This is a genomic window from Streptomyces sp. LARHCF249, from assembly GCF_052871255.1.
Genome location: NZ_JBIXJQ010000004.1, coordinates 97,026 through 113,957, shown reverse-complemented (window position 1 = coordinate 113,957; position 16,932 = coordinate 97,026). Strand labels below are relative to the sequence as shown.

Below are 16,932 nucleotides of genomic sequence, written 5' to 3'. Positions count from 1 at the left end.
CGGGTGTACCCGAAGGCCGCCTCTGGACCGGTGTCCGGAGGCGGCCTTTCCCAGTCGGGAGCGTGACATGAGCAAGCGAGAGCCGAGGCGTCGACGCCCGCCCACCCCGCCGTCGCCGGCGGACGAGGCCGACGAGGCCCCCGAGGCCCTCACGGGTCACCTCGGGGCCACCACCGCAGGTGGCGGCAGCGCCGCAGGCCATACCGCCAAGCGGCAGCGGACCGGCACGGGGCGCGAGGAGCAGATCCACCCCCATCAGGGCCGTGCGGCGGAAGAACGCTGACTGTCGGCGAACTCCCGCCCGAAGACGGTGCAGAACGCGTCCAGATCAGCCGGCTTGCGGCTGGTGACGAGCGTCGCGGGCGCCGCGTGGCAGACCTGTACCTCCTCGTCCACCCAGGTGCCGCCCGCGTTGCGGATGTCGGTCGCCAGACTCGGCCACGAGGTCAGCGTCCGGCCCCGTACGACATCGGCCTCGACCAGGGTCCAGGGCGCGTGGCAGATCGCCGCGACCGGCTTGCCGGCCTCGAAGAAGCTGCGTACGAAACCGACGGCCCGCGCGTTCATGCGCAGGGCGTCGGGGTTGGCGACTCCGCCGGGCAGGACGAGCGCGTCGAAGGCGTCCGAGGTGTCGCCGGCGAGCACGTGATCGACGGGATACGTGCCCGCCTTGTCGAAGTGCCGGAACGCCTGCACCCGTCCGGGCCCCGTCGAGACCAGCTGCGGGACCCAGCCGTTCTCCTCGGCCGCCTTCCAGGGTGCGGTGAGTTCGATCTCCTCCACGCCTACGGGCGCGGTCAGGAACGCGATGCGCACAACGCTCACTTCCTTCACTCGAGTCGGGACGGGAACGGCGGGGCATGGTGACTGACCGACAGCGGTTCGAGCTCGATGACGAACCCGCTGCGCGGCCGGGTGGGGATCCGGCTCAGCGGAATGGCCAGGTCTTGTTGCGGCACGGCGAAGTCCCTGTGGGCGAGGGCCGACGAAAGAGTGGTGAGCAGGGCGAGGGTGATGTCCTCGCCCGGGCACCGGTGGCCGGTCCGCGCGTCGCCGCCGCCCTGGGGTATCAGTTCGCCGGGGCCCGGTTCGTGGCCCAGGAAGCGCCCTGGGGAGAAGTGGTACGGCCCCGCCCACAGCGCGGGGTCGTGGTGCTGCCCGTACACATCGAGGAGGAGCAGGGTCCCGGCCGGGACCTGCTCGCCTGCGTAGGTGAGGTCCCGGGCGGCCAGGCCTCCGATGAACGGCACGAAGGGGTAGAAGCGGCGGACTTCGTGGGCGAACGCGCGGGCGTGGTCGGGATCGTGGGTGCGCAGCTGGTCGCGCTGGCCGGGATGGCGGTGGAGCGCGTGTGCGGCGAAGGTGACGAACCAGGCGATGGCGACGGTCGGACGGATGATGTTGAGGAGTTCGACGGCCGCCGTGTGCGGATCGAGAAGGGTGCCGTCCGGCTCGCGGTGCAGGGCGACCGTCTCCAGCACCGTCCCGCGGACCAGGTGCGGGTCGCGGGCGCGGACGCGCGTGACGGCGGCCATGAGCGCCTGCTCCTGGCGGTGCCGGGCGCGACGGGCCCGCAGGTGCCGGGGGCCGGCGGTGGCGAAGCCGTCCACCATGGCCACGCAGTCCTCGGCGATCTCACGGACCGCGCCGTCCGGGACCGGCAGGCCCGCCCAGTCGCATATCGCGCCCGCGAGCAGGGTGGCCACTTCGTCGAAGAGCACCACCTCGCGGCCCTCCCAGCCGGTCACGGCCTCGCGCCAGCCGCTCTCGACGCGAGCGGTCAGGCCGCCGATCCCCTCCGGTGACATGAGCAGCGACACCAGCAGCTGCTTGCGCCCCCGGTGGTGCGCCCCGTCCAGGGTGTGCAGCGCTCCCCTGCCGAAGAGGGTGTCGAGTACCGGCGTCGGCACGGCGCCGTGCCGCTGGACGTGGTCCTCGTCGTAGAAGAAAGCGACGGCCTCGGGGCCGTGCAGCAGTACCGTGGGCCGCCCCATCAGGCGGGTGTGCACGACGGGCGCGCCGTCATGGGCCCGGCGCAGGTCCGGGGCCCATGCGTAGCCGTGGACCAGCAGGGACAGGGTGCTGTCTATGGCGTGACCGGACATGCTGTGCGCCTACCCGGGCCCGGGGCGCCCATTCGGCCTGCGCATCCTGGCCGGAGCCCGGGGGTCCGGCCAGGTGGCATCGGCACTGCGGCCGATCAGCGCGCCGGCGTTTGAGGGGTCGAGACTCGGACGGCGCAGGTTCAAGCGGGTCAGCCGCGGGCGCCGGTGTGCAGGGCCTGCGCCATGGGAGACGATCCGTCGGTGACGAAGGAGCGGATCTGCGCCAGGTACGCGTCCCTGGCGACATGCCCGTCACCGTCCTCGTCCAGCGCGTCGAAGGCCTCGCGGGCGTTGTCGGGCGGGTTGCCCAGCGCGTGGCGCAGCCGGGTGAACTCCGCCCGGTCCAGGCGGCCGTCGCCGTCGGCGTCGGCCAGGTCGAACAGCGAGCCCAGAGCCGGCCGGCACACCTCGTCGAAGGAGCGCTCGCCCGCCCACGCCTCGTACTCCGCGAAGGTCACCCGCCCGTCTCCGTTGGCGTCCATCGACGCGAACACCCGCTCGTGCGCGGTCCGTGCCGACGACAGGAGCGCGTCGTCGCCGGCGCGGCCCAGCGCCGCCGCCGCGCGTTCGGGGCGGGCCAGGTACTCCTGGCGGGAGATGATCCCGTCCCCGTCCACGTCCAGCATCGTGAAGATGTGCCGCTTCGCCGTGATGGTGTTCACTCGGACCGCTTTCCCAGGGGGAGAGGCAGCGGCCGCTGCCTCTCCCCCGCTGAACGATCATCGGGACACCAGGTCACTGCCGTCGGCCCGGTCGGACGGCCGCAGGTCCCGGTGTGTCGATGCCGACCGGATACGCCGCCGTCCGGCACGGTGGGGCGCAGTGAGGGGACCCAGGGCACCTGTGAGGGGTTCGCATGGCCGAGAACGACACCTCCCGGACCAGCCGTCGTGCCGTGCTGCTGGCCGCCGGCTCGGCCGGCGCCGCCGCGCTGACCTCGGCCTGTTCCGGCCCGGCCGGTACCCGGGGCGCCGCCGGACAGCCGTCGGCCTCGCCGTCCCGGCCGTCGAGCGCCGCCACCCCGGCCTGTGTCCTCACCCCTGAGGCGGGCGCAGGCCCGTACTACCTGGACCTGGACCGCGTCCGGTCGGACATCACCGAGGACCGGCGGGGAGTCCCGTTGCGGCTGGACCTGACGGTGGTCCGGGTGTCGGCGGGCTGCCGGCCGCTCCCGGCCGCCACCGTCGACGTATGGCATGCCGACGCCTCGGGCGCCTACTCCACCGGCCAGGAGACCTTCCTGCGCGGCAGTCAGGTAACCGACGGCGCGGGGCGGTGCGTGTTCCGGACGATCGTGCCCGGCTGGTACGCGGGGCTGGCACCGCACATCCACTTCAAGGTGCACCCCGACACCCGCACCGAGACGACCTCTCAGTTCTTCTTCCCCGAGGACCTCCTGCTGAAGGTGTACGCGCGCCAGCCCTACGCCCGCCGCCCGGCCCCGGAGCACCCCAACCAACGGGACAGCCGCTACCGGTCCACGGGCGCCGCCATGACGCTGGACCTCTCACCCGACGGCGACGGCTACCGCGCCGCCCACACCGTCGGAATCGCCTGAGCAGGGTCTCGGCCTCGTTGTCCCGCAGCCGGACATCAAATCGGTACCCCATGCGGACACGGCCTGAAAGGCTGTACGGGTGACTGAGACGACCTCTTACGACGACGCGCACACGAGTGATCAGCCCGCGCGATGGACCCAGGCCACCGTCTACCCCGACATGTGGGCCGACCCGGACGACGATCCCCGCAACAACGAGGACAGTCCGGAAGGCGAGCTTGCGACGCTGCAGGACTTCCTCGCCAACTACCGCATCACGCTGCGGATGAAGTGCGAGGGCCTGGACGCGGAGCAGCTGGCCCGTCGGTCGGTTCCGCCGTCGACGATGTCGCTGCTCGGCCTGGTGCGGCACCTCGCCGAGGCGGAGCGGGACTGGCGCAACTGGATCACCGACGGTGAACCGCTGCCGAAGCTCTACGGCAAGCGTGACGCGGACTTCGACGGAGCCGTCGCCGAGCAGGCCGTGGTCGACGCCGCGTACTGCGATCTGGAGCGCGAGCAGGCCGCGATGGACGCCGCGCTGGCCGAGCACCCGGATCTGAGCGAGCGTCTGGGGAAGGAAAAGATCGCGGTTCGGGAGCTGATGGTGCACAGGATCGAGGAGTATGCCCGTCACTGCGGGCACGCCGACCTGTTGCGCGAGTGCGTCGACGGACGGGTCGGCCAGTAGCGCGGGCCGGAGTGGCGTGCGGCGCCCCCGCCCGGCTTCAGGCCGGGCGGGGCGCCCGGCCGTCGGCGGCGAAGGGGGCCTGGGTGGTCGGTTGGGCCCGCCGTCAGGAGGGCTTGGCCGACGAGAAGGCGGTGACGGTCGCCTTGTCGTCGCATTCGGCGAAGACGCCGTCGTCCATGGCGATCTGGTGCTTGCCCGCGCCGGGCACGCCGAGAACGAGCGTGGGGAAGCTTGACGGCGTGGCACCGGATACGCAGTAGCCGTCGGCCTCGCCCTGCACGTTGACGAAGGTGAGCTTGGTCCAGGCTCGGGCACCCGGGGCCAGGGCCACCGTGGAGGCCGAACCGCTGTGGGTGACGACGAGCGGGACGTTCTTGTCGGGCGAGCCGTTGCCGGCTCCGGCGACCGTCGGGAATCCGTGGAGCGTGCAGGGCTTCGTCGAGGTGTTGGTGACCGAGACGATGGCCGCCCCCGTCCCCGTACCCGGCGGTCGGACATCGGCCTGGTGGGCTTCGGAGACCTTGATCTGGTCGATCGCGCAGGCCTTCGTCCCGCCGCCGGCGCCGCCGCTGGTGCCGCCTCCGCCGGAGGACGTGCCGCCGGTCGGCGACGGCGTCGGCTTCGGCGTCGGCTTCGGTGACTCCGAGGCCGCGGGCGGTGCCGACGGCTCGGCGATCGCGCCGTCGTCGCCGACCGGTGTGCAGCCCGCCATCAGGGCGGTGACCGCCACCGCCGACACCAGCGCCGCGGCGGTCCGACCGATGCCTGCTGTGTACTGCATGAGCGCTCCCCGAGGTTCGCTACCGGTCCCGCACCGGCACTCGCCCCGGGACACGGCTTCGCGCCCCGCCCGGGTTCCTCGGAGCACCACGCTGTGGCGGTTCCGTGACGCAGCCATGACGTACACACGTACGGTCCCCCGGTCGCGGTGTCAGTCGCCTCCGCCGTCTTCGGGGACGACGCGGCCGTCCTCGTCGAGCAGGAGGTGGATCCGGGCCGGGTCCTGGCTGTTGACGTCGGACGGGCGCGGTCCCTCGGGACCGTCCGGACCCCAGCGCAGCAGGCGGCGGGTACGGACGATCTGGTAGACGGTGCCCTGGAATTCGAGCCGGTTGACGCGCCCGGCCCGGAGCGTGTCGGCGGCCTCGGCGTACGCGGCCAGCTTCGCGGCCCGTACGTCGGCCGCCGCTGCGCCGCCCGCTGCCCAGGTACGGGCGTCGCTCTGCGGTTCGGCGTCGTCGGGGATGTGTCCGCGCATCCGCGGCCACATCCACGTCAGCGCGAAGTCCAGCGACTTGCGGGCGGCGTGCGCCGACTCGTGCGGGCCGCTGACCGGCCTCCAGCCGTCCGCGCTTCTGCTCCACCACGGTGAACGTGGCAGGCAGGAGCAGGATGTCCGGGTGCGTGTCGAGCGCCCGCCTCGAGTCTTCGCGGACGTCTTCGGGGAAGCGCTCACCCGTGTAGCACAGGTCGCGCAGCGCCAGCTGCTCGACGGCCCGGGTGGGGGTGACCGGCGCGTCCGGGTCCAGCACCAGGTCGTCGTCGATCTCCGGTCCCTTGGCGGCACGGTCCCAGTCGGGTACGGGGGGCTCGGGATCGGTCGGGCGCGGCTGTTCGATGCCGCCCGGTCCCGAGGCGGCGTACTCCTCGGCGCGCACCACCCGGTACCGGGTCCCGGCCGCCTCGAGTTCGTCGACCCGCTCGCTCTCCAGCCGGGCCACCGCCGCCAGCAGCTCGCGCCGCTCCGCCCTGTCCTGGGCGTCGTCCTTCGCGCGGAACCACAACCGCGAGTTCAGCGCGTCGCGCGCCTGCTGCGGGCAGCCGGCCGTCACCGCGATCACCACCCGCCACCGCGGCCCGTCCCCGGCCCGCTGCGCCGCCACCCCGAACAGCGGGCCGCGCACGACGACGTCGCCCGCGAGTTTGACGGCGTCCGCCGCGTCGGCCTCCATCGCGGCTTCCACCGGCTCCACCGGCACCCGTACCACCATCGGACGCGCCCCGCCCGGCCTCATATCCCCACGGTCCATGCCCTCATCTTGGCGACCCCGGCACGGCTCCGCCCCGGATTCGCCGATTCCCCGCCCGAAAGCGTCCCGCACTCCGGGGCTCAGATCCAGGTGTGGTCCGGGCGCTCCGTCCAGGTGCTCGATGCCATAGGCCGGGGGGCTTATGGACGGCTTGCTCCGTATGTCACCCTGTCCGCACCCCTCACGGCCCAGAGCCTGCCGATCGATCTACGGAATGCGCCCATGCCCCTGCCGTACCCGCCCCGCGCGATGTCCGCCGCACTCGCCGCCGCCGTGACCGCCCTGCTGGCAGCCTGTGCGCCCGAGGCCGCCGCCGGTCCGGCGGGCTCCGCGCGGACGGCCGCGGCACCCGTTTCGACCCCCGCCTCCCAGGTCGTGGCCTCCCCCGCCGCCACGGCCGCGCCGAGCCCGACGCCGTCCCCGACCGCCGCCGTGCGGCCGCAGGCCTCCACGCTGTCCATACCTTCGGCCGGTGTCAGCGGGCTTCGCGTGGTCCCGTACGAGGGGACCACCGACGATGCGCCCGGTACCCGCATCCAGGACCTCGGCGTGGCCGCCAGCCCCTACGGGAAGCGGGGCGGAGTGGGGCCCGGACAGGTCGGGAACTTCCTGGTCACCGCGCACCGGCTGTCCGCGGGCGGACCGCTGCGCGACCTGCCCGCCCTGAAGAACGGCGACACGGTCCTCGTAACGGTGGGCGACGTGGTGCACACGTACGAGATCGTGGCGACCCGCAAGACGTCCTTCCGGTCCGAGCGCTCACTGGGCGAACAGCGCGCCGCGGTGCCCGGCGAGCCCGGGACGCCCCCCACCCGGGCGATGATCACCCTCTCCACCTGCGCCACCCCGGAGGACCACGCCGAGGGGAACTACTGGAGCGACGCCCAGGGCAACCCGGAGCACCGCATCGACAAGATAGGCGTCCTCCGCAAGACAGCCGCGAGCACGCCGCCCCGCCCGTCCGGCGGCGAGTGAAGCACGGCGGCCCGGTCCGCCGCTGTCACTGCGCCGCCGTCGCGGCGGGAATGTCGACGCGGGCGGCCCTGCGGGCCGGCCAGAGCGAGGCGAGCAGCGCGCCGGCCAGGGCGATGAGCACGCCGAGAGCGAGGCGCCCCCAGGGGAGGACCAGCGCGTAGCCGGCGACGCTCTCCTGGAGGGTGCGGCCGAGCGCCCAGCCCAGGAAGACGCCGAGGGCCGTTCCGAGGGTCGCGCCGAGGCCGCCGAGGAGCAGTGCCTCCAGGCGGATCATCCGGGTCACTCCGGCACGGTCCACACCGAGGGCGCGCAGGGTGCCGATCTCCTTGCGGCGGTCGAGGACGGACATCGCGAGGGTGTTGGCGATACCCAGCGCGGCGATCGCCAGGGCCATGCTCAGCAGGGCGTAGAAGACGTTGAGCTGGTCGCCGATGGACCCGCTGTCCCGGGCTCGGATGCCTGCCTCGTCGAGGACGGCCAGGGCGGGGTTGTCGCCGAGAGCGCGGGTGACGCTGCCGAGCGCGGCCCGGCCGGGTCCGCCGTCCGTGGCGATCAGGATCCCGTCGGTGTGCGGGCTGGAGTCGAAGCGGGCGACGAGGGAGTCGGGTGCGGTGATGCTGGGCAGCAGGTTGCTCTGCTCGTCCGCCTGGTAGACGGCGCCGATGGTGACGCTGCCGCCGTGCTCGTCCTGGCGCTGGAGCGGGAGGGTCTGGCCGACGTGCCAGCCGGCCGCCTTGGCCTTGAAGTCGGCCACGGCGATCTGGCCCTGCGACAGGCAGTCGAGTGAGCCCTCGACCACGTCGTACCGCAGCAGTCGCCCGATCGTTGCGGGGTCGACACCGGTCAGGACCGAGGGGACGCCGCCGAGGCGGTATTCGGTGGACTGGTTGAGCGGGCTGAAGACGGCGCCGGGCAGCTTCCCGAGGGGCGCCGCGGTGGCGGGGGTCATCCCCATGCCGCCCTCGGCGGGCTTCACCAGGTAGTCGGCGGTGAAGTCGTGGGTGGTCGCGCGGTCGAGGTACCGGGCGGCGGAGGCCCCGAGTACGGACAGTCCCGAGGCGAGGGTGAGCGCGATGGCCAGCGCGGCGGCGGTGGCGCCGGTGCGGCGCGGGTCGCGGACGGTGTTGCGGGCCGCGAGGTTCCCGTATACGGGGTGGAGGCGGGTGAGCAGCGGCTGGAGCAGGGCCACGAACGGCCGGGACAGCAGCGGGATGCAGCAGATCGCCCCGGTCAGGGTGAGGGCCGCGCCGAGGCCGATGACGGTGCGGGCGTCCCGGCCGGTGGTGAGGGCCCCGTACACCGTGGCGGCGGTGCCGGTGAGGACGAGGGCGGCGCCGAGGCCGGTGCGCAGGCTGCCGGCGCGCGCGGGCGGCGCGGGTTCGGCGGCGCTGAGCGCCGCGACGGGCGGGATGGCCATGGCCCGGCGGATGGGAAGCCATGCGGCGGCCATGGGCAGGGCGGTGCCGGCGAGCAGGGCCGTGATCACGGTGCCCGGGGTGAGGACCAGCGGGGCGGCCGGGGTGTCGGCGGAGGCGAAGAGCCTCTGCAGCAGGGCGGCGGCCCCGGTGCCGACGGCGAGGCCGGCGGCGGAGGCGACCGCGCCGACGAGGAGGGTTTCGGTCAGCAGGATGCGGCGCACCTGCCGGCGCGAGGCGCCGACGGCCCGCAGGAGGGCCAGTTCCCTGGTGCGCCGGGCGATGAGCATGGTGAAGGTGTTGGAGATGAGGAAGGCGGCGACGAACAGCGCGACCGCGGCGAAGCCCAGCAGGATCTGGCTCATGGTGTCGCTGTCGCTGGTGGCGAGGTTCGCCTGGATCCGCGCGAGCTGGGCCCCGGTGGCCGCGCCGGTGCCCGGGGGCAGCGCCGACTCGACTCGGCTCAGGAGCTGCTGCACGTCGGCGCCGGGCGCGGCGGTGAGTTCGATGTTCTGGTAGCGGCCGGGCTGGAGGAACAGGCGCTGGGCGGTGTCGTTGCCGAACAGCGTCAGGGCGCCCCCGGAGGATCGCGTGGTCCCGTCGGTACGGAAGACGCCGCTCAGGGTGTAGGAGGAGGCGCCTTTGTTCGTGCCGACGCGAACGGTGTCGCCGATGCGGTAGCCGCCCTTCGCGGCGGTGGTCTCGTCGAGGGCGACCGTGTCGTTGCCGACCGGGCCGGAGCCCTGGGTGAAGCGGTAGGCGGGGTCCTGGCCGTCCGCTCCCGGGGCGAAGTTCCCGCCCCGGTGGGACGGGCCGTGACCGATCAGCCGGCCGTCGCGGTCCGCGACGGCGGCGAACCCGTCGACCCGGCCGGTGGCGCCGGCGACGCCGGGGACCTTGGCGAGGGTGGTCACGGCGCCGGCGTCGACGCCTGCCGGTCCGGGGCTGCTGCCCCGCGAGTCCTCGGGGAAGACACTGACGGCGATGCGCTCGAAGCCGTCGGTCACCCGGGCGGTGGCGGCACGGTGCAGGCTGTCGCCGTAGACGAGGCTTCCGGAGATGAAGGTGACGCCGAGCATGACCGCGAACGCGGTCATGAGCAGCCGGGCCTTGTGCGCGAGCACGTTGCGCAGGGCGGTACGGAACATGGGGGTGCGGATCCTCGGAGGAGGCGGGCTCGGCGGGTGCGAGCGGGTGGCGGGGTGGCGGGGTGGCTCGATGCTGAGGTGCGGGGGCGGGTCAGCTGGTGCGGGCGCGGGCGTCGAATGCCTTCATCCGGTCCAGCACCCGGTCCGCGGCGGGCCGTGCCATCTCGTCGACCAGACGGCCGTCGGAGAGGAAGACCACGCGGTCCGCGTAGGCGGCGGCGACGGGGTCGTGGGTGACCATCACCACGGTCTGGCCCAGCTCCCGTACCGAGTCGCGCAGGAAGCCGAGGACTTCGGCCCCGGCGCGGGAGTCGAGGTTGCCGGTGGGCTCGTCGCCGAAGATGATCGCGGGCCGGGAGACCAGGGCCCGGGCCACCGCGACGCGCTGCTGCTGGCCGCCGGACATCTGTCCGGGCCGGTGGCCGAGGCGCTGGGAGAGGCCGACCATGGAGACCACGCGGTCGAGCCACTTCCGGTCGGGCCGGCGTCCGGCGATGGTCAGCGGCAGTGTGATGTTCTCCAGCGCGGTCAGCGTCGGCAGCAGGTTGAACGCCTGGAAGATGAAGCCGACGCGGTCGCGGCGCAGTTCGGTGAGCTGCCGGTCTCCCAGCGTGCTCAGTTCGGTGGTGCCGATGCGTACGGATCCGGAGCTGACCGAGTCGAGCCCGGCGGCGCAGTGCATCAGGGTGGACTTGCCGCAGCCGGAGGGGCCCATGATCGCGGTGAACTCGCCCTCCCGGAAGGCGACGCTGACGCGGTCCAGGGCGACGACGCGGGTGTCGCCGCTGCCGTAGGTCTTCGACAGGTCGGCGGTGGCGGCCGCGATTCCGGCCGTCGGGTGCAGGGTGTGCGGGGCCAGGGGGTCGCCGGTCACTAGGGGGTCGATGGTCACGGGGGACTCCTCTTCGGGTGCCGATGGGTGCACTCCGAAGGGTGGCCGGGGAATGTATCGGGGCCCGGGGCCGCCGTGTATCGGCGACCGCGCCGCTTCGTAGCAGTGGTGTAGCGGCCGGGGCAGCGCGGTGCGCCGGTCAGGCCGGCAGGCGCAGGGTGGCGACGGCGCCGCCGTCCGGGGCGTTGTCCAGGCGCAGTTCGGCACCGAGCACCCGGGCCTGGCCCTGGGCGATGGTCAGGCCCAGGCCGTGACCCGAGCCGCGCTCCCTGGCGCCCGTGTGAAAGCGGCGGGGGCCGTCGAGCAGCAGGTCCGCGGGGAAGCCGGGACCGTGGTCGCGCACGACGACCGTACGGCCCTCGACGGTGACCTGTACCGGGCCGGCGCCGTGCCGGTGGGCGTTGACGACGAGGTTGCCGACGATCCGTTCGAGGCGGCGCGGATCGGTTTCCACGGTCTCCGCCGTCTCCGCCGTCTCCGCCGTCTCCGCGCTGTCCGCGGTCCCTGCGCGCTGCGGATCGGCGACGGTGACGGTGACGGTGACGGTGACCTGAGTGTCGAGGCCGGTGCGCGCCACGGCGTCGGCGACGACCGCGCCGAGCGGTACCCGGGAGCGGACCGGCTGTTCGGCGCCGGCGTCCAGCCGGGAGATCTCCAGCAGGTCCTCGACCAGGCCGCGCAGGTCGCGGACCCGGGCCCGGAGCAGATCCTCCGTCTCACCGGGCGGCAGCAGGCCGGCGGCGGCCAGCAGCCCGCCGACGGGCGTGCGCAGCTCGTGGGCCACGTCCGCAGTGAACCGGCGCTCGGTGCGCAGCCGCCGGCTGAGGCTGTCGGCCATCAGGTCGACGGTGGCGGCGATGTCCGCCACCTCGTCGCGGCCTTTGGTGGGCCCGGTTCGGGCATCCAGGTCCCCGGCGGAGATCCGGCCCGCGGTCTCGGAGACCCTCCGCAGCCGGCGGCCGAGCAGCCCGGCCCCGTAGACCGCCAGGGGTGTGGCCGCCGCGAGTGCGACCAGCGAGGCCACCGCCATGGTCATGTCGAGCCGGTACAGATCGTGGAATTTCGGGCCCATGTTGACGCGGACGGCGAGCACCGGACTGTCCGGGCCGCCGACGCGCTGGGCGGCCCAGACGCTCGGGCCCAGGTTGCCGTCGATGCGCCCGTCGTAAGCCGTGTGCCGCTCGCCGTCGGCCGGACGGCGCAGTGCGGCGGGCAGCTCGGCCGGATCCAGGTCGGCACCGTCCGCGAGCGTTCCGGTGCGCCGGTACGTGCCCATGGCCGAGTACACGGTGTTGAAGGCCTCTGCTTCGGCCCGGCCGCGGATGTCGTTCGCGGTCCATACGTGCACCAGTACGCCCACCGCGGCCGCGACGAGACATGCCATGGCCGCGGCCAGGGCGGCGATCTTCCAGCGCAGGGGCACGCGGGCCGGCCGGAGCCGGTGGTACGGGGGCACCCGGCTCAGCGCCTGAGCTTGTAGCCGAAGCCGCGGACGGTCTCGATCCGGTCCCGGCCGAGCTTGCTGCGCAGCCGCTGCACGCACAGGTCCACGACCCGGCTGTCGCCGTCCCAGCCGTAGTCCCAGACGTTGCGCAGGAGGGTGTGCCGCTCCAGCACGATGCCCGGGTGGGCGGCGAACTCCAGCAGCAGCTTCAGTTCGGTCGGGGTCAGCGCCACGGGGCTGCCGGAGACGAACACCTCCAGGCCTCCGGTGTCGATGGTCAGGTCTCCGAAGGCCAGCACCTCACCCGCGGGCCGTACCGGCTCCCCGCCCGCCGGCTGCTCGGGTCCGGGGGCGGGCGCGTAGGTCGCCCGCCGCAGCAGCGAGCGGATGCGGGCCACGAGCACGTAGGTGTCCACGGGTTTGACCACGTAGTCGTCCGCCCCGGCCTCCAGGCCGGCGACGACATCGAGCCCGTCACCGCGGGCCGACATCATCAGGACGGGCACCAGGCTGGTCTCCCGGATCCTGCGGCACAGGCCGATCCCGTCCAGACCGGGCAGCATCACGTCCAGGATCAGCAGGTCGAAGCTCTCGTCGCGGAAGAGCTCGAGGCCCTCCAGCCCGTCGGCGGCGCTCTTCATCCGGTAGCCGTAGCGCTCGAGGGCGAGGGTGAAGGACCGGCGCATCAGCTCGTCGTCCTCCACCAGCAGCACGCGAACGGGGCCCGGGGAGGCCGGAGCCGGGGCGGACGGGGACACGGGCAGATGGCTCCTGTTCGGACGGTCGTGCTCGGAACGGGTCCCGTACGCACGCTCGCGCAGCGGGGCGGGGCGGGGCGGGACACCTGAAACGAACGATATGCGAGAGCTCCCCGCGGCCCTCCCCGCCGGGGCCCGGCGCACCGATTCGATGGGCAACCAAGCGCTCGCTGATACCTGCCCGATACAAACCGCCGAGGGGGGAGGATGACCGGTATGCAGATGCGGATCCGAATCGAGGCGGTCGACCTGCCCGGCCTCACCTGCCCTCCCGAGCATCCCGGGCGTCCCGTCGACGGCGACGAGCCGGGCTACCGGAACGTTCATGTCGCGGTCCAACGCCGCGACCGTCCGGCCGAGCTGCTCGAGCCGCAGCCCGGTGACGCGGCGCGTGCCACCTGGACCTTGGAGTGCACAGCCGTCGCTTCGGTGACCGGGATCGACGTGAAGGGCCCCTACGTACAGGGGCGACCCGGCAGCCGGTTCGTCTACCTGTCCTGGGGCACCGTCGACGGCTCAGGAGCCTTCACCATGTTCCGGCGCGCCAAGCTGATGCTCGACGCGGTCCCCCTCCAGGTGCTCGATGCCGCCGCGCACGCCGGACTGCTGGTCGGGCGGCTGGGCCTGACCGACGCGTGCGGCGAACCCCTGTGTGCCCGGGTCGTGCCGCCGCGCATCGCCTGGGCTGCGGGCTCCGCTCGATCCTGACGGTGGCTGGTCCGGTCATACCGCCGCCGGTGCGCGGTCGTCGTTGAGTGCGGGGCGGGAAGCGCCGTACGGTGGCGCCGTGACGATTCAGATGATCATTCTCAACGGCGGTTCCAGCTCGGGGAAGTCCGGGATCGTACGGTGTCTGCAGTCCGTACTGCCCGATCCGTGGCTCGCGTTCGGGTGCGACTCGTTCGTCGACGCCATGCCCGCGAGGATGCAGGAGTCGGACGGGGGGATCGTGTTCGCGGCCGATGGCACGGTGAGCGTCGGGGAGGACTTCCGGGCACTGGAGGCGGCGTGGAGGGACGGCGTCGTGGCCATGGCCAGGGCAGGCGCCCGGGTCGTCATCGATGACGTCTTCCTCGGCGGAGCGGCGTCCCAGCAGCGCTGGCGGGCGGCTCTGGGCGACCTGTCCGTGCTGTGGGTCGGCGTCCGGTGCGAGAGCGCGGTCGCCGCGGGCCGTGAGGTCGCACGAGGAGACCGCCCCCGGGGGATGGCCGCGCTGCAGGCGGGCGTGGTGCACGAGGGGGTGGTCTACGACCTGGAGGTGGACACGACGCGTACCGAGTCGCTGGTGTGCGCGCGGACCATCGCCGCACGCGTCGGCTGATCACCGGCGTGGTGGTTCACAGCATGTGGTGGTTCACAGCATGCCGAGGAAGCGGTTCGGCGCGTCCGGACCGACAACCTTCCGCAGGCTCAGCTGCCTGAGGCAGTGGTAGGCCAGGTCCGTCGAGCCGTAGACGTGGTGGCCGACCAGGGCCAGCTGCTTGAGCTGCTCGTCGGTCATGGACTCGGGGTGCCCGAAGTCGCGTACGTAGACGACGTCGGCCTCGAGGAGCTGGTGGCGGGCCTGGCGGAAGTCCCCGCCGAAGACCACGGGGGCGATCGGCCAGCGCTTGACCGCGGCGAAGGCGTGCGGGAGGAAGCCCTGGCCGCGCAACTCCTGGTCCACATCGCCGAACACGGGCTGGTTCTCGTACAGCGGGACGAAGGAGACCTCCGTGTGGACGGCGACTGCCTCGGCCAGCTTGCGCCGGCCGCCCTGGAAGACCATCAGCTCGGCTCCCTGGATGTCGATCTTCAGCAGGTCGAAGGCGTCGACCGCGTCGACGTCGTCCAGCCGCCGAGTGGAGACCTGCACCTCCTCCCGGACACGGCCCCACTCGCTGAAGCCGTTGAACAGCCCGAGCCTGCTCGGGTCCGGTCGGAAGATGCTCGTCATCCCGGAACTGGCGGCGACGTGGAGGGTGTGGGCGCCGCCGTCGCCGAGGGCGTCGGGCAGATAGGTCTCGTGCGGGCCCTTGCGGCGTTCCAGCTCGGCCAGGGCGTCGGGCTGCGGCTCGAACCCCGTCACCCTGCACAGGCCGGCCGCCAGCATGTCGCGGTACGGGGGGTCTCCGTCGATCGGGTTGGCCCCGATGTCGACGACGTGGGTCGGCCGGGCCGGCTGGACCAGGTCGAGCAGAGGTGAGGCGGCATGGGCTGGGGCGGTAACGGTCATGGACGCTCTCCGGTTGTCGAGGCAGTGGTCCGTCGAGACAGTTTTCCGCACGCGCAGCCGATCGGAGTTCAGGCGCCCCGACGCCGCGTCAGGATCGGTCGGGCGGCTGGTACGCCTCCGCGGCCGGCACCGCCCGAGCGGAGGACGCGCGGTGCGGGCCGGCCTCGTGGGCCTCGGGGCCCCGTCTCATCCGCGCGGGTCGACCGGGGTCAGGATTCCGAGCCGGTCCTCGACCGCCTGGGCCGCGTCCAGGCACAGGTCCTCACGGAAGGCGCGCCCGACGATCTGCACTCCGCAGGGGAGGCCGTCGGCCAGCCCGGTCGGTACGGCCACCGCCGGCACGCCCACGAAGCTCGTCACCGTGCACAGCCGCATACCCGAGGCCACCCGGTCGCGTCCCGCCCTGTCACGCGACTCCAGCCCCGGCTCCACCGGCGGCTCGGTGAACGACGGGCCGAGCAGCAGCGGGTACTGGTCGAGGAACGCGGCCCACGAGCGGCGGATGTTCATCCACGTGCCCATCAGCTTCATGAACTCGTCGGCGCTGGCAGGCGGGGTCCGCTCCATGGCCATCTGGATGTAGCGGTCCCCGCCCTTGCCGAGCAGGGTGCGCACCACCGGCCAGGACGGGGCGAATTCGGTGATGGTGATCCGGCCGTACGTCTCGAGGGCCTCGTCCAGCCTCGGTACGTCCTCCACCTCGCACACCTCGTATCCGGCGTCGCGCAGGGCGTCGGCCGCGGCCTCGACGGCGCGCCGGACGGTGGGGTGGACGCCGTGCCCGCCGGGGTCGGTCACCACCGCGACCTTGACGGGTCCGGGGAGCGGCTCGCCGTACGCGGGTACGGGTACGGCCCTCGGGTCGCGGGGATCGGTGCCGGCCAGTACCTCGTAGGCCAGCCTCAGGTCGCCCACGGTCCGGGCCAGCGGGCCGTCGGTGACCAGCATCTGGGATGCCGGGCCGGCGTCGTCGGGGCCGAGGACGCGGTGGTCGGCCGGGAAGCGCCCGGTGGTCGGCTTCAGCCCCGCCACGCCGCAGAATTGGGCCGGGACGCGGATCGAGCCCCCGGAGTCGTTGCCCAGCCCGAGCCCGGCCATGCCCGTGGCGACGGCCACCGCGTCGCCGCCGCTGGTGCCGCCCGGAGTACGGGCGCTGTCCCACGGGTTGACCGTGTCACCGAACAGCTCGCTGCGCGTGTGCATGCCCGCCAGCACGAGGGTGGGCATGTTGGCGTGTCCGATGGGAATGGCGCCGGCGGCCCGCAGGCGCGCCACCGGCGGTGCGTCGGCGGCCGCCACCAGAGCGCGGAAGCGCTCGGAGCCGAACGTGGTCGCCACGCCTTCGACCGGGGTGGTCTCCTTCACCGTGAACGGCACGCCCGCGAGCGGCCCGAGCGCTTCGCCGGCTGCGCGCCGCCGGTCGGTCCGTGCCGCGGCCTCGCGTGCGCGCTCCGCCATGAGCTGCGTGACCGCGTTCACCTGCGGGTTGACCGCGGCGATCCGGTCCAGGTGGCTGTCGATCAGCTCGACGGCCGAGATCTCCGCCGTGCGCACCGCCTCCGCCTGCGCGGCGGCCGACAGCCTCCAGACCTGTTCCTTTTCCTGTTCCATGTGCAGCTCCCACTCCGTTCCGATGCACTTGCATCGGAACTGTAACCTAGGAAGCGATACAAGCGCATCGCATAAAGGCGCTGCGCCCGTGGAACCGTGCGGCAGGGAGGC

Annotated in this window: 16 protein-coding genes and 1 pseudogene; 6 read left to right on the top strand and 11 right to left on the bottom strand. The window is 73.3% G+C overall.

The window, feature by feature from the left end; all coding sequences use genetic code 11:
* Nucleotides 1–67 precede the first annotated feature (67 nt).
* Nucleotides 68–283, top strand: a complete 216-nt coding sequence (locus ACIPUC_RS12265) for a hypothetical protein (protein ID WP_446589056.1) — start codon at nt 68–70, stop codon at nt 281–283.
* Here ACIPUC_RS12265 and ACIPUC_RS12260 read toward each other — a convergent pair.
* The 3 genes from ACIPUC_RS12260 to ACIPUC_RS12250 all read right to left on the bottom strand — a co-directional run bounded on the left by ACIPUC_RS12260 (nt 256) and on the right by ACIPUC_RS12250 (nt 2,767).
* Nucleotides 256–816: a type 1 glutamine amidotransferase domain-containing protein gene (locus ACIPUC_RS12260; RefSeq protein ID WP_446589703.1), complete on the bottom strand. Its 561-nt coding sequence runs from the start codon at nt 814–816 to the stop codon at nt 256–258. The two genes, ACIPUC_RS12265 and ACIPUC_RS12260, sit on opposite strands and share 28 nt — an antisense overlap.
* A 14-nt stretch (nt 817–830) precedes the next feature.
* The gene (locus ACIPUC_RS12255; RefSeq protein WP_446589055.1) at nt 831–2,105 is read right to left on the bottom strand and encodes a cytochrome P450; all 1,275 of its coding nucleotides are present in this window, start codon (nt 2,103–2,105) and stop codon (nt 831–833) included.
* Nucleotides 2,106–2,254: 149 nt separating this feature from the next.
* Complete coding sequence (locus tag ACIPUC_RS12250) at nt 2,255–2,767, bottom strand: EF-hand domain-containing protein (RefSeq protein ID WP_446589054.1); 513 nt, start codon at nt 2,765–2,767, stop codon at nt 2,255–2,257.
* 194 nt (nt 2,768–2,961) lie between these two features.
* On the opposite strand from ACIPUC_RS12250, the gene ACIPUC_RS12245 reads away from it, so the two are divergent.
* Both ACIPUC_RS12245 and ACIPUC_RS12240 read left to right on the top strand, forming a co-directional pair.
* The gene (locus tag ACIPUC_RS12245) at nt 2,962–3,663 is read left to right on the top strand and encodes a dioxygenase family protein (protein ID WP_446589053.1); all 702 of its coding nucleotides are present in this window, start codon (nt 2,962–2,964) and stop codon (nt 3,661–3,663) included.
* Between the two features lie 160 nt (nt 3,664–3,823).
* Nucleotides 3,824–4,333, top strand: a complete 510-nt coding sequence (locus ACIPUC_RS12240; RefSeq protein ID WP_446589702.1) for a DinB family protein — start codon at nt 3,824–3,826, stop codon at nt 4,331–4,333.
* A 103-nt stretch (nt 4,334–4,436) separates the two neighbouring features.
* Here ACIPUC_RS12240 and ACIPUC_RS12235 read toward each other — a convergent pair whose 3' ends face one another.
* Together ACIPUC_RS12235 and ACIPUC_RS12230 are read right to left on the bottom strand one after the other, a co-directional pair.
* Entirely contained in the window at nt 4,437–5,114 is a 678-nt protein-coding gene (locus tag ACIPUC_RS12235; RefSeq protein WP_446589052.1) for a DUF4232 domain-containing protein, read from the bottom strand.
* A gap of 150 nt (nt 5,115–5,264) precedes the next feature.
* Nucleotides 5,265–6,363, bottom strand: a pseudogene (locus tag ACIPUC_RS12230) (DUF5954 family protein).
* A gap of 222 nt (nt 6,364–6,585) precedes the next feature.
* On the opposite strand from ACIPUC_RS12230, the gene ACIPUC_RS12225 reads away from it, so the two are divergent.
* The gene (locus ACIPUC_RS12225) at nt 6,586–7,338 is read left to right on the top strand and encodes a class E sortase (protein ID WP_446589051.1); all 753 of its coding nucleotides are present in this window, start codon (nt 6,586–6,588) and stop codon (nt 7,336–7,338) included.
* A gap of 25 nt (nt 7,339–7,363) precedes the next feature.
* Here the strand turns inward: ACIPUC_RS12225 and ACIPUC_RS12220 are convergent, their stop codons facing one another.
* From ACIPUC_RS12220 to cseB, 4 genes are all read right to left on the bottom strand, one after another.
* The gene (locus tag ACIPUC_RS12220) at nt 7,364–9,901 is read right to left on the bottom strand and encodes an FtsX-like permease family protein (RefSeq protein WP_446589050.1); all 2,538 of its coding nucleotides are present in this window, start codon (nt 9,899–9,901) and stop codon (nt 7,364–7,366) included.
* 91 nt (nt 9,902–9,992) lie between these two features.
* Nucleotides 9,993–10,760 (bottom strand): ABC transporter ATP-binding protein, encoded by a 768-nt coding sequence (locus ACIPUC_RS12215; protein ID WP_446589701.1) that lies wholly within the window; start codon nt 10,758–10,760, stop codon nt 9,993–9,995.
* A gap of 172 nt (nt 10,761–10,932) precedes the next feature.
* Entirely contained in the window at nt 10,933–12,177 is a 1,245-nt protein-coding gene (locus ACIPUC_RS12210) for a HAMP domain-containing sensor histidine kinase (RefSeq protein ID WP_446589699.1), read from the bottom strand.
* Nucleotides 12,178–12,254: 77 nt separating this feature from the next.
* Nucleotides 12,255–12,995, bottom strand: a complete 741-nt coding sequence (gene cseB, locus ACIPUC_RS12205) for a two-component system response regulator CseB (protein ID WP_446589049.1) — start codon at nt 12,993–12,995, stop codon at nt 12,255–12,257.
* A 222-nt stretch (nt 12,996–13,217) separates the two neighbouring features.
* Between cseB and ACIPUC_RS12200 the strand changes: the two genes are divergently transcribed.
* Both ACIPUC_RS12200 and cpt read left to right on the top strand, forming a co-directional pair.
* Nucleotides 13,218–13,703: a DUF5990 family protein gene (locus tag ACIPUC_RS12200; protein WP_446589698.1), complete on the top strand. Its 486-nt coding sequence runs from the start codon at nt 13,218–13,220 to the stop codon at nt 13,701–13,703.
* A gap of 91 nt (nt 13,704–13,794) precedes the next feature.
* Nucleotides 13,795–14,316, top strand: a complete 522-nt coding sequence (cpt, locus tag ACIPUC_RS12195; protein ID WP_446589697.1) for a chloramphenicol phosphotransferase CPT — start codon at nt 13,795–13,797, stop codon at nt 14,314–14,316.
* Between the two features lie 33 nt (nt 14,317–14,349).
* Here the strand turns inward: cpt and ACIPUC_RS12190 are convergent, their stop codons facing one another.
* Nucleotides 14,350–15,210, bottom strand: coding sequence for an FkbM family methyltransferase (locus tag ACIPUC_RS12190; protein WP_446589048.1), 861 nt, complete (start codon nt 15,208–15,210; stop codon nt 14,350–14,352).
* A gap of 186 nt (nt 15,211–15,396) precedes the next feature.
* Nucleotides 15,397–16,821, bottom strand: a complete 1,425-nt coding sequence (locus ACIPUC_RS12185; protein WP_446589047.1) for an amidase — start codon at nt 16,819–16,821, stop codon at nt 15,397–15,399.
* Nucleotides 16,822–16,932 lie beyond the last annotated feature (111 nt).